This window comes from Pseudomonas sp. P42, from assembly GCF_017973755.1.
Lineage (GTDB): Bacteria > Pseudomonadota > Gammaproteobacteria > Pseudomonadales > Pseudomonadaceae > Aquipseudomonas > Aquipseudomonas iridis.
This window is the reverse complement of record NZ_JACOPU010000001.1, coordinates 50,186-62,473: the sequence shown is the minus strand read 5'-3', so window position 1 is coordinate 62,473 and position 12,288 is coordinate 50,186. Positions and strand designations below refer to the sequence as shown.

Here is a 12,288-nt window from a genome sequence, read left to right as displayed (position 1 = left end):
CAGTGCTGCTTGAAACTATTGTGTTGCAAAACCTATCGGTCGTGACGAGCCAGCCATTGCTCGGCCAGAACTCGCGCCTTCGCGTCCGCCGTGAACACAGCATCGAGATCATCCAGCGTTACGACCGGCTCGAGGTTCAAGACTTCCTCGATGATACTCGCGATTTCCAGGTAACGAACCCGTCCGTCGAGAAACGCTGCCACCGCCACTTCGTTGGCCGCATTGAGCATTGCCGGTGCGCTGTCGCCCACCTCGGCCGCTTCCCGCGCCAGACGCAGGCACGGGAAGCGCTCTTCATCCGGCGCTTCGAAGTCCAGGCGCGCGATCGCAAACAGATCCAGCGGCGCGACGCCGGAGTCGATACGCTCCGGCCAGGCCAGCGCGTTGGCGATCGGAGTGCGCATGTCAGGATTGCCCAACTGAGCCAGGACCGAACCGTCGACATAATCGACCAGCGAGTGAATCACGCTTTGCGGATGAATCACCACCTCGACCTGCGCTGGTTTTGCATCAAACAACCAGCAGGCCTCGATCAGTTCGAGACCTTTGTTCATCATGCTGGCCGAATCCACGGAAATCTTGCGACCCATTGACCAGTTCGGATGCGCACACGCCTGCTCAGGCGACACATGCGCCAACTCACTCATGGGCGTCTGCCGGAACGGTCCACCAGAAGCTGTCAGTAAAATCCGACGGACTCCGACCTTGCTTAATCCACTGGCGAAATCCTGTGGCATGCACTGGAAAATCGCATTGTGCTCGCTGTCGATTGGCAGCAGCACCGAACCACTCTTGCGCACAGCCTGCATGAACAGGGCGCCGGACATGACCAGCGCCTCCTTGTTAGCCAGCAGAATCTTCTTGCCTGCTTCGACAGCCGCCAGCGTCGGACGCAGACCTGCGGCACCGACGATCGCCGCCATGACCGCATCGACTTCCGGCGCAGAAGCGACCTGACACAAGCCAGCCTCACCCACCAGCACACGAGTCGCCAGACCGGCTGCACGCAAATCATCCTGCAAACCGCGAGCTGCAGCGACTTCCGGCACCACGGCAAATTGCGGCACGTGACGTATGCACAAGGCCAACAATTCGCTGAGGCGCGTAAAACCGCTCAACGCGAACACCTGATAACGCTCAGGATGACGCGCAATCACATCAAGGGTACTCAGGCCAATCGAGCCGGTAGCGCCCAGCACGGTAATCAGTTGCGGGCGGCTCACGGCGCAGCCATCCACAGCAACACGGCAAACACCGGAATGGCCGCGGTCAGACTGTCGATGCGATCAAGCACGCCGCCATGACCGGGCAACAGGTTACTGCTGTCCTTGATGCCGGACTGACGCTTGAACATGCTTTCGGTCAGGTCTCCCACGACCGAGATAAAGACGATCAGCGCAGCGCCAATCAGCCCCTTGAGCAACTCGGCTACCGTCCAGTCACGCACCAGGCCGACAATTGCGGTGATCACCAGGCTCAGCGCCAGACCACCGTAAACGCCTTCCCAGCTCTTACCGGGGCTGACTTGAGGAGCCAACTTACGCTTGCCAAATTTACGGCCAGAGAAATAGGCACCGATATCTGCGCCCCAGACCAACACCATGACCGCCATGATCAGCCAGTTACCCAACGGGTACTGCTTGATTTGTACCAGACCTTGCCAGGCCGGCAGCAAAATCAGCAAGCCGATCACCAGTTTGGTGGCCGCACTGGACCAATGCTCACTGGAACGTGGATAGGTCAGCACCAGATACGTCGCGACCGCCCACCACAGCACCGAAGCACCGAGCACCCAAGGTGCGAGACCGGGCAGCACATACATGACGAACAGCATCAACGCGACGACGGCGGCAAAACCGACGCGGAACGATTGTGCAGTGAAGCCCGCGAGTCGCGCCCATTCCCAGGCGCCCAGGCTCACGACCAGACCGATGAACAGCGCAAAACCGGAACCTTCAAGCAGGAAAAACCCGCACAAGGCGATCGGCAGCAGGATCAGCGCGGTGATGATTCGTTGTTTAAGCATTAAACCCGGGCTCCAGCTTCGACCTGTTCGCTCGTTTTACCGAAGCGACGTTGGCGCGAAGCGAAATCGGCCAGCGCATTGCGCATGGCATCGTGTTTGAAGTCCGGCCAGAACAGGTCGGAGAAGTACAACTCGGCGTAAGCCAGTTGCCACAACAGGAAGTTGCTGATGCGGTGCTCGCCACCGGTGCGGATGCACAAGTCCGGCAACGGCAGATCGCCGGTTGCCAGACACGTTTGCAGCAGATCCGGGGTGATGTCCTCCGGACGCAGATGCCCGGCCTGAACCTCACGTGCAAGACGCTGTGCAGCTTGTGCGATATCCCACTGACCGCCGTAATTGGCGGCAATTTGCAGGATGAAACGGTTGGCACCCGCGGTCATGGCCTCGGCTTCGCGCATCGCGACCTGAAGCTCCGGATGAAAGCGCGAGCGATCACCGATGATGCGCAAGCTGATGTTGTTGTCGTTAAGGCGCTTGGCCTCACGACGCAGCGCCTTGAAGAACAGGTCCATCAAAGCGCTGACCTCATCGGCCGGGCGCTGCCAGTTTTCACTGGAGAAAGCGAACAGGGTGAGCACCTCGACCTTGGCCTCGGCACACACCTCGATTACCGCACGAACCGCATCCACGCCCGCCTTATGCCCGGCGACACCCGGCATAAAGCGTTTTTTCGCCCAGCGATTGTTGCCATCCATGATGATCGCGACATGGCGCGGCACCGCGGACGGCGCAGTCTGCTTGGTCTTGTCCATTAAAAACTCGACCCTTATACGGCCATCAAATCCGCTTCTTTCTGCTTGGTAGCCGCGTCGATATCAGCCTCAGCCTTGTCGGTGAGTTTCTGGATATCGGCAGCAGCGCGACGCTCTTCGTCTTCGCTGATTTCTTTGTCTTTAACCAGCTTCTTCAAATCGCCCAGCGCATCGCGACGGATGTTGCGCACGGCAACACGAGCGTCTTCAGCGGCACTGCGTGCCTGCTTGGTGAAGCCCTTGCGGGTTTCTTCGGTCAGGGCAGGCATGGAGATCAGCAACAACTCGCCCAGGTTGGTCGGGTTGAGGTTCAGACCAGCGCTCTGGATCGCCTTGTCGACAGCCGCGAGCATGTTGCGCTCGAAAGCCACGACTTGCAGGGTGCGCGAGTCTTTTACGGTGATGTTGGCCACTTGGGTAATGGAGGTATCAGCGCCGTAGTACGGCACCATTACGCTGCCCAGAATGCTTGGGTGAGCCTTGCCGGTACGAATCTGACCAAATGCGTGGGCCAGAGAGTCCAGGGATTTCTGCATACGCTCTTGAGCGTCTTTCTTGATTTCGTTGATCATTGTTGACCTTCCTCGATCAGGGTGCCTTCAGCGCCGCCATGCACGATGTTCAGCAGGGCGCCGGGCTTGTTCATGTTGAATACACGCAGCGGCATCTTGTGGTCGCGGCACAGGCAAATAGCTGTCAGGTCCATTACACCCAGCTTGCGATCCAGTACTTCATCATAAGTCAGATGATCGAACTTCTCGGCATGCGGGTCTTTGAACGGATCTGCGGTGTAGACGCCATCGACCTTGGTCGCCTTGAGGACGACATCGGCATCGATTTCGATTGCACGCAGGCAGGCTGCCGAATCCGTGGTAAAGAACGGATTGCCGGTACCGGCTGCGAAAATCACTACGTCTTTGGAGTTCAGGTGACGCATGGCTTTGCGGCGATCATAGTGATCGGTCACGCCCACCATCGAAATGGCCGACATGACGATTGCCGAGATATTCGCACGTTCCAGCGCGTCGCGCATGGCCAGGGCGTTCATCACAGTGGCCAGCATGCCCATGTGGTCGCCTGTCACCCGATCCATACCGGCTTTGCTCAAGGCTTCGCCGCGGAACAGGTTGCCACCGCCGATCACCAGACCGACCTGTACGCCGATGCCGACCAGTTGGCCGACTTCCAGCGCCATACGATCCAGCACTTTTGGATCGATCCCGAACTCTTCCGAGCCCATCAGGGCCTCGCCGCTAAGCTTGAGTAGAATGCGTTTATAGCGAGCCTGATAACCACTGCCCTGCTGAGCCATTGCGAATCTCTCCTGCGGCGTATTTAAAATTCTTTGCGAGCTGTTTTCAGCTGGCGTTCACTCTAGCTTGGCGCTGCTTCAGCGCCATCGGAACATGGCTTTGTAAGTCAGTTCCAAGTGGAAACCAATAAATAATTGGTTACCCCATCTGAAAAGAGGCTGCGCGCGTGAGCGGGCAGCCTCTTTCGGGCGACAGTTGAAAACCGTCTTACTGCTTGGCGGCAGCCAGCTGGGCAGCAACTTCTTCAGCGAAGTTGTCGACCGGTTTCTCGATGCCTTCGCCTACTTTGAAGTAGGTGAAGGAAACGATTTCAGCACCGGCTTTCTTGGCCAGGTCGCCGACCTTGATTTCAGGGTTCTTGACGAACGCCTGCTCAACCAGGCTCGCTTCAGCCAAGAACTTGCTGATACGGCCTTTGATCATGTTTTCAACGATGTTTTCTGGCTTGCCAGCGATCTTGTCAGCGTTCAGGCTCAGGAAAACGCCCTTCTCACGCTCAACTGCTTCAGCGGAAACTTCCGATGGCAGCAGGAATTCAGGGTTGGTCGCCGCTACGTGCATAGCGATGTCCTTGGCCAGCTCAACGTCGCCGCCTTTCAGAACAACAGCAACACCGATCTTGTTGCCGTGCAGGTAACCACCAACAACATCACCTTCAACGCGAACCAGACGACGGATGTTGACGTTTTCGCCAACCTTGCCGACCAGTACCAGGCGATCAGCTTCCTGCGATTCGATCAGAGGCTCAACGGTAGTGAGCTTCTCGTCGAATGCTTTTTTGACGCTGGCAGCAACGAATGCCTTGAAGTCGTCTTGCAGAGCCAGGAAGTCGGTCTGCGAGTTCACTTCCAGCAGAACGGCAGACTTGCCGTCTTCAACCAGAGCGATCGCGCCTTCAGCAGCGACGTTGCCGGCTTTCTTGGCGGCCTTGATGGCGCCCGAAGCACGCATGTCGTCGATGGCTTTTTCGATGTCGCCGCCGGCCTTGGTCAAGGCCTTTTTGCAATCCATCATGCCTTCGCCAGTACGCTCACGCAGTTCTTTAACCAACGCTGCAGTAATCTCTGCCATTTTCAAATTCCTCTTGGATAGGTTTTCAACCATTCCACCCGATCGAACGGGCGTTCAATTCTTCCCGAAACACCCTTGTTAGCCGCTGCACGTTACAGATGCTGTAGCTGCGCTGTTAACAAATGGTTTTCGAGGTGGCAAAAAGGGGGCCAAGCCCCCTTTTTGCTTACTGAGTCAACGCCAGGGCGTCAATTACTCAGCTGCAGCTGCCGGAGCTTCTTCAGCTGCGAACTCTACAGTGCCGCCGCCAACATTGCTGCGACCACGGATAACAGCGTCAGCCATCGAACCCATGTACAGCTGGATAGCGCGGATTGCGTCATCGTTGCCTGGGATGATGTAGTCAACGCCTTCCGGGCTGCTGTTGGTATCGACAACGCCGATTACCGGGATGCCCAGCTTGTTGGCTTCGGTGATCGCGATGCGCTCGTGGTCAACGTCGATCACGAACAGTGCGTCTGGCAGACCGCCCATGTCCTTGATGCCGCCCAGGGAGCGATCCAGCTTCTCAAGATCACGAGTGCGCATCAGCGCTTCTTTCTTGGTCAGCTTGGCGAAAGTACCGTCTTCGGCTTGAACTTCAAGGTCACGCAGACGCTTGATGGAAGCACGAATGGTTTTGAAGTTGGTCAGCATGCCGCCCAACCAGCGGTGATCGACGTACGGCGAACCGCAACGTGCTGCTTCTTCAGCAACGATCTTGCCAGCCGAACGCTTGGTGCCGACGAACAGAATCTTGTTTTTGCCCTGGGCCAGACGCTCTACGAAAGTCAGAGCTTCGTTGAACATTGGCAGGGTTTTTTCAAGGTTGATGATGTGAATCTTGTTACGCGCGCCGAAAATGTATTTACCCATTTTCGGGTTCCAGTAACGGGTTTGGTGACCGAAGTGCACACCGGCCTTCAGCATATCGCGCATATTGACTTGGGACATGATAGTTCCTTAATAAGTCGGGTTTGGCCTCCACGTATCCCAATGACCAACCAGTGGCATAACGCCAAAAGCACCCAGGTCATCGTGTCGACACGTGTGTGGATTTAAGCCTTTCGGGGTATCCCCGGAAAGCGGCGCATTTTATATCACAAGGAAGGCAGAAACGGAACTCGAAATCTGCAATCACACCAAGGACATGGGCTCAGCCCTCTTGGAATCGGCGCCGCGGGCACCATTGTATAGACAGACGCGATGCATGCAGGCGCGGATTTGCTCCTCTCGTCTGTTAGAATCGCGTTTTTCAGGGTCGCAAAAAACGCACACCTGCCACCCTATCCGTAACAGCAAGCGCCGCCGAGCGCAAAGAGAGCCTGTATGACCGTTAACCTCAAAACTCCCGAGGACATCGCTGGCATGCGTGTCGCCGGCAAACTGGCCGCCGATGTGCTGGAAATGATTGCCGAACACGTCAAACCGGGCGTTACCACCGATCAACTGAACCAGATCTGCCACGACTACATCGTCGACGTGCAGCAGGCCATCCCTGCCCCGCTCAACTACAAGGGTTACCCGAAGTCGATCTGCACCTCGATCAACCACGTCGTCTGCCACGGCATCCCGAATGACAAGCCGCTGAAAAACGGCGACACACTGAACATCGACGTGACCGTGATCAAGGACGGCTACCACGGCGATACCAGCCGCATGTTCCATGTCGGTGAAGTGCCGGTGTGGGCCGAGCGTCTGTCGCAAATCACTCAGGAATGCATGTACAAGGCCATCGAGATCGTCAAACCCGGCTGCCGGCTCGGCGACATCGGTGAAGTTATCCAGAAACACGCGGAAAAGAACGGCTTCTCGGTGGTTCGCGAGTTCTGTGGCCACGGCATCGGCAAGGTGTTCCACGAAGAGCCGCAGATCCTGCACTACGGCCGCGCCGGTACTGGCATGGAACTGAAGGCCGGCATGACCTTCACCATCGAGCCAATGATCAATCAGGGCAAGGCCGACACCAAAGTATTGGGCGACGGCTGGACCGCGATCACCAAGGACCGCAAACTCTCGGCCCAGTGGGAACACACCCTGTTGGTCACCGACACCGGCTACGAGATCTTCACCCTGCGTGCCGATGACACCATTCCACGCATCTCGGCCTGATCCACAAACGCTCCCAGCCTTATAGAAGGAAAGCCAATCGATGCCGCAGGTGGATCCCGAACTCTTCGACCGTGGCCAGTTCCAGGCTGAGCTGGCCCTGAAAGCGAGCCCCATCGCCGCCTTCAAGAAGGCGATTCGCCAGGCCCGCGAAGTGCTTGATGCACGTTTTCGCAGTGGTCGTGATATTCGGCGGCTAATCGAAGATCGTGCCTGGTTCGTCGACAATATCCTGCAAAAGGCCTGGGAGCAGTTCAACTGGAGCGAAGACGCAGACATCGCGCTAGTCGCGGTCGGCGGCTACGGCCGGGGCGAATTGCACCCCTACTCGGACATCGATTTGCTGATCCTGCTGGACAGCGCCGACCACGAAGTTTTCCGCGATTCCATCGAGCGGTTTCTCACATTGCTGTGGGACATCGGCCTGGAAGTCGGTCAGAGCGTTCGCTCGGTGGACGAATGCGCGCAAGAGGCGCGCGCCGACCTGACCGTGGTCACCAACCTCATGGAAAGCCGCACCATCAGCGGCCCCGAGCGTTTGCGTCAACGCATGCTCGACGTCACCAGCACTGCGCACATGTGGCCGGCCAAGGAGTTTTTCCTGGCCAAACGCGCCGAGCAGAAAGCTCGCCACCACAAGTACAACGATACCGAATACAACCTGGAACCCAACGTCAAAGGCTCGCCCGGCGGACTACGGGATATTCAGACGATTCTGTGGGTTGCCCGTCGTCAGTACGGCACGCTGAATTTGCGTGCACTCGCCGGCGAAGGTTTCCTGGTAGAGAGCGAGAATGCGTTGCTCGCGTCCTCTCAGGAATTCCTCTGGAAGGTGCGCTACGCCCTGCACATGCTCGCCGGACGCTCCGAAGACCGCCTGCTGTTCGATCATCAGCGTTCGATTGCGACGTTGCTGGGGTTCGAAGGCGATGACGCCAAACACAGCATCGAAAACTTCATGCAGCAGTATTACCGGGTGGTGATGAGCATCGCCCAGTTGAGCGACCTGATCATCCAGCACTTCGAGGAAGTCATCCTCGCGCCGGAAGACGAAGCGCCGCCGCAGCCGATCAATTCACGCTTCCAGCTACATGACGGCTACATCGAAGCGCGCAACGACAATGTGTTCCGCCGCACCCCATTCGCCATGCTCGAGATATTCGTGCTGATGGCCCAGCAGCCGGAAATCAAAGGCGTGCGCGCCGACACCGTTCGTTTGCTGCGCGAACATCGTCACCTGATCGACGACAATTTCCGCAACGACATCCGCAACACCAGCCTGTTTATCGAGCTGTTCAAATGCAAGATCGGCATTCATCGCAATCTGCGACGGATGAACCGTTACGGAATTCTCGGGCGTTACCTGCCGGAGTTCGGTTTTATCGTCGGGCAGATGCAACACGACCTGTTCCACATCTATACGGTCGATGCACACACGCTGAACCTGATCAAACACCTGCGTAAGCTGCAGTACACCCAGGTATCGGAAAAATTCCCGCTGGCCAGCAAGCTCATGGCCAAGCTGCCGAAACCCGAGCTGATTTATCTCGCCGGCCTGTATCACGACATCGGCAAGGGCCGTCATGGCGACCACTCGGAGATCGGCGCGATCGATGCCGAGGCGTTCTGTCAGCGCCATCAGTTGCCAGTGTGGGATAGCCGCCTGATTGTCTGGCTGGTGCAGAACCACCTGGTGATGTCGACCACAGCCCAGCGCAAGGACTTGTCCGACCCGCAGGTGATCCACGACTTCGCGCAGGCAGTCGGCGATGAAACCCGTCTCGACTATCTGTACGTGCTGACCGTGGCCGACATCAATGCGACCAATCCGACGCTGTGGAATTCGTGGCGTGCCAGCCTGTTGCGCCAGCTCTACACCGAAACCAAGCGGGCATTGCGTCGCGGTCTGGAGAACCCGGTGGATCGCGAAGAGCAGATCCGTCAGACCCAAAGCGCGGCACTTGACATCCTCGTGCGCGGCGGCACCGATCCGGACGACGTCGAACAACTGTGGGCGCAGTTGGGTGACGACTATTTCCTGCGCCACACCGCCGGCGACGTGGCCTGGCACAGCGATGCGATCCTCCAGCAACCCGTCGATGGCGGGCCGCTGGTACTGATCAAGGAAACCACCCAGCGCGAGTTCGAGGGCGGCACACAGATCTTCATCTATGCGCCGGATCAGCACGACTTCTTCGCGGTGACCGTGGCGGCGATGGATCAGCTCAACCTGAACATTCACGACGCCCGGGTTATCACCTCGAGCAGCCAGTTCACCCTCGACACTTACATCGTGCTCGACAACGATGGCGAATCCATCGGCGACAACCCTGTGCGGATCAAGCAGATCCGCGACGGTTTGACCGACGCTCTGCGCAATCCGGACGACTACCCGACGATCATTCAGCGCCGGGTGCCGCGCCAGCTCAAGCATTTCGCGTTCGCGCCGCAGGTCACTATCCACAACGATGCGCAACGCCCGGTCACCGTACTGGAATTGACCGCGCCTGACCGACCAGGTCTGCTGGCGCGGATCGGCGGCATCTTTCTGGAGTTTGACCTGTCGCTGCAAAACGCCAAGATTGCAACGTTGGGCGAACGAGTGGAGGACGTGTTCTTTATTACTGATGCGAAAAATCAGCCCTTGTCCGATCCGCTGCTGTGCAGCCGCTTGCAGGATGCGATTGTCGAGCAGTTGAGCGTCAGCCATGAACCCGATATCAATCTTTCGCGTATCAGTATTTGAATGCGCGACCTGATTTAACCGCTTTGCACGAGACCCCGCACCGATGAACAAAGCTCTGAACCAGCTCCAGCCCTACCCGTTCGAGAAGCTCCGCGCCCTGCTCGGCACTGTGACCCCGAACCCGGACAAGCGCCCGATCGCGCTGTCCATCGGTGAGCCGAAACACCGTTCGCCAGGCTTTGTCGCCGAGACACTGGCAAACAGTCTGGATCAGATGGCGGTGTATCCAACCACGCTCGGCATCCCGGCCCTGCGCGAAGCCATCGCCGGCTGGTGCGAACGCCGCTTCGGCGTTCCGAGCGGCTGGATCGACCCGGCCCGTAACGTGTTACCAGTCAATGGCACCCGTGAAGCGCTGTTCGCGTTTACCCAGACTGTGGTCAATCGTGGTGATGATGCGCTGGTGGTCAGCCCGAACCCGTTCTATCAGATCTACGAAGGCGCGGCGTTCCTGGCCGGCGCCAAGCCACATTACCTGCCGTGCCTGGACGATAACGGCTTCAACCCGGATTTCGACGCTGTTTCAGCGGACATCTGGAAGCGTTGCCAGATTCTTTTCCTGTGCTCGCCGGGCAACCCGACAGGCGCGCTGATTCCGGTCGACACCCTGAAAAAACTCATCGCCTTGGCGGATGAACACGACTTCGTGATCGCCGCCGACGAGTGCTACAGCGAGCTTTACTTCGACGAGCAGACACCCCCGCCGGGCCTGCTCAGCGCGTGCGTCGAACTGGGTCGCAAGGATTTCAAGCGCTGCGTGGTGTTCCATAGCCTGTCCAAGCGCTCGAACCTGCCCGGTTTGCGTTCCGGCTTCGTTGCCGGCGATGCCGAGATCCTCAAGGGTTTCCTGCTGTATCGCACCTATCACGGCTGTGCGATGCCGGTTCAAACCCAACTGGCCAGCGTTGCCGCCTGGAATGACGAAGAACATGTGCGCGCCAACCGCTCCTTGTATCGCGAGAAATTCGACGCAGTACTGGAAATCCTCAGCCCGGTAATGGACGTGCAGCGTCCCGATGGCAGCTTTTATTTGTGGCCAAACGTGAAAGGTGACGATGCGGCATTCTGCCGTGACCTGTTTGCCGAAGAACACGTGACCGTGGTGCCAGGTTCGTACCTGTCCCGCGAAGTGGACGGCGTCAATCCGGGCGCAGGCCGGGTACGGATGGCGCTGGTTGCACCACTTGCCGAATGCGTTGAGGCGGCACAGCGGATCCGCGCGTTCATTACTCGCCAACAGTAATCATGGCCCGCACCGGGCAATCCGGTGCGGGTATCAGCCGTCGTGATATAAGCGTTTACAACGAGCACATTTACTCTTCTTCCCGCTCGGTCTAACTTCCCCCTTGAAACGCAGGCCATTGTAGAGCGATCTTAATCGCGCGAACTTCTACTAAAACCGAGCCTACCGAAAACCAAAACTCTATTACCCTCAAATATAAAAATTTTGACGCCAGCTGAATCAAGGCGACACTTTGGCAATCAATAAGGATATTGACCATGCACAATTATAACCTCGTAAGAATGGCAAAACCGACAGACAACTTCGAGCGATCCCCGGAAAACAATAACGGCGCGCCAGCAGTGCGCCGTAAACGTTCCTTGGGTTACACAACCAAGTTCTGGGAGAATGCCAGCACTATTACGTTCTCTTTCATGCATGACGTGTCCGACGAACTGAAATATCGAATCGAACTAGGCATCCGGAAGTGGGAACCTTTCGTCAGCCTGGCCTTTGAATTGGTCGAAAACGTGCCTGGAATGATTCGGATCGCCCTGCAAGGAAAGGACAGCTATTCGTTTATAGGGACCGACGCATTGAAAGTGGATTTCAACGAACCAACAATGGTTTTGGGCACCACGCCGGACTCACCGCTTTTCGACCACACGGTCCAGCATGAATTTGGCCACGCCCTAGGCTTCCACCACGCCCATTTGCACCCGGAGGCGCGCATCCCGTGGAACAAGGAAGCGGCCTATGAGTTCCTGGGCAAGCAACATGGCTGGACAAGGGAGGACGTAGACAGCAACCTTTTCGAGCTGGAGTCTCCGGACGCAGCTGTCTTCGGCGACTACGACAAACTCTCGATCATGCATTACCCAACTACCAACCTGATCTACGGAAATGACGCGGTTGGCCTCAATTTGACGCTTAGCGACAAGGACAAGGCCTTCGCCAGAAAAATCTACCCTGCCCTCAACTATGGGCAATTGCCTGCCTGAGCATGTCAGCGCCAACCCGGCAATTTCAAGTGACGCGCAACTGTGGTGCCCTGCTCGCACTTGCTT

The 12,288-nt window shown here is 57.6% G+C and carries 11 protein-coding genes; 4 read left to right on the top strand and 7 right to left on the bottom strand.

Translation table 11 applies throughout. The annotated features are described in order from the left end of the window. Positions 1 to 32: 32 nt before the first annotated feature. The 7 genes from ispC to rpsB all read right to left on the bottom strand — a co-directional run bounded on the left by ispC (position 33) and on the right by rpsB (position 6,098). Complete coding sequence (gene ispC, locus H8B20_RS00280; RefSeq protein WP_210622039.1) at positions 33 to 1,223, bottom strand: 1-deoxy-D-xylulose-5-phosphate reductoisomerase; 1,191 nt, start codon at positions 1,221 to 1,223, stop codon at positions 33 to 35. Continuing rightward, complete coding sequence (locus H8B20_RS00275) at positions 1,220 to 2,026, bottom strand: phosphatidate cytidylyltransferase (protein ID WP_150594528.1); 807 nt, start codon at positions 2,024 to 2,026, stop codon at positions 1,220 to 1,222. Before H8B20_RS00275 ends, ispC begins: the two co-directional genes overlap by 4 nt. Then, on the bottom strand, positions 2,026 to 2,781 hold the full coding sequence (gene uppS, locus H8B20_RS00270; RefSeq protein ID WP_042557877.1) for a polyprenyl diphosphate synthase: 756 nt from the start codon (positions 2,779 to 2,781) through the stop codon (positions 2,026 to 2,028). The genes H8B20_RS00275 and uppS overlap by 1 nt, the downstream gene beginning before the upstream one ends. Positions 2,782 to 2,795: 14 nt before the next feature. Next, the gene (frr, locus tag H8B20_RS00265; protein ID WP_042557876.1) at positions 2,796 to 3,353 is read right to left on the bottom strand and encodes a ribosome recycling factor; all 558 of its coding nucleotides are present in this window, start codon (positions 3,351 to 3,353) and stop codon (positions 2,796 to 2,798) included. Beyond that, positions 3,350 to 4,093, bottom strand: a complete 744-nt coding sequence (gene pyrH, locus H8B20_RS00260; RefSeq protein WP_003222124.1) for a UMP kinase — start codon at positions 4,091 to 4,093, stop codon at positions 3,350 to 3,352. The genes frr and pyrH overlap by 4 nt, the downstream gene beginning before the upstream one ends. A 208-nt stretch (positions 4,094 to 4,301) precedes the next feature. Further along, a complete protein-coding gene (tsf, locus tag H8B20_RS00255) occupies positions 4,302 to 5,165 on the bottom strand; it encodes a translation elongation factor Ts (protein ID WP_042557875.1) in 864 nt (287 codons plus the stop codon). A gap of 192 nt (positions 5,166 to 5,357) precedes the next feature. Continuing rightward, positions 5,358 to 6,098, bottom strand: coding sequence for a 30S ribosomal protein S2 (gene rpsB / locus H8B20_RS00250; protein WP_042557874.1), 741 nt, complete (start codon positions 6,096 to 6,098; stop codon positions 5,358 to 5,360). 375 nt (positions 6,099 to 6,473) lie between these two features. On the opposite strand from rpsB, the gene map reads away from it, so the two are divergent. The 4 genes from map (at position 6,474) to H8B20_RS00230 (ending at position 12,222) form a co-directional block, all read left to right on the top strand. Then, positions 6,474 to 7,256, top strand: a complete 783-nt coding sequence (gene map, locus H8B20_RS00245) for a type I methionyl aminopeptidase (RefSeq protein WP_042557873.1) — start codon at positions 6,474 to 6,476, stop codon at positions 7,254 to 7,256. A gap of 40 nt (positions 7,257 to 7,296) precedes the next feature. Further along, positions 7,297 to 9,999, top strand: a complete 2,703-nt coding sequence (locus H8B20_RS00240) for a [protein-PII] uridylyltransferase (RefSeq protein ID WP_210622038.1) — start codon at positions 7,297 to 7,299, stop codon at positions 9,997 to 9,999. 43 nt (positions 10,000 to 10,042) lie between these two features. Beyond that, positions 10,043 to 11,242 (top strand): succinyldiaminopimelate transaminase, encoded by a 1,200-nt coding sequence (gene dapC / locus H8B20_RS00235; protein WP_210622037.1) that lies wholly within the window; start codon positions 10,043 to 10,045, stop codon positions 11,240 to 11,242. Positions 11,243 to 11,499: 257 nt separating this feature from the next. Beyond that, the gene (locus tag H8B20_RS00230) at positions 11,500 to 12,222 is read left to right on the top strand and encodes a M12 family metallopeptidase (RefSeq protein ID WP_228732621.1); all 723 of its coding nucleotides are present in this window, start codon (positions 11,500 to 11,502) and stop codon (positions 12,220 to 12,222) included. Positions 12,223 to 12,288 lie beyond the last annotated feature (66 nt).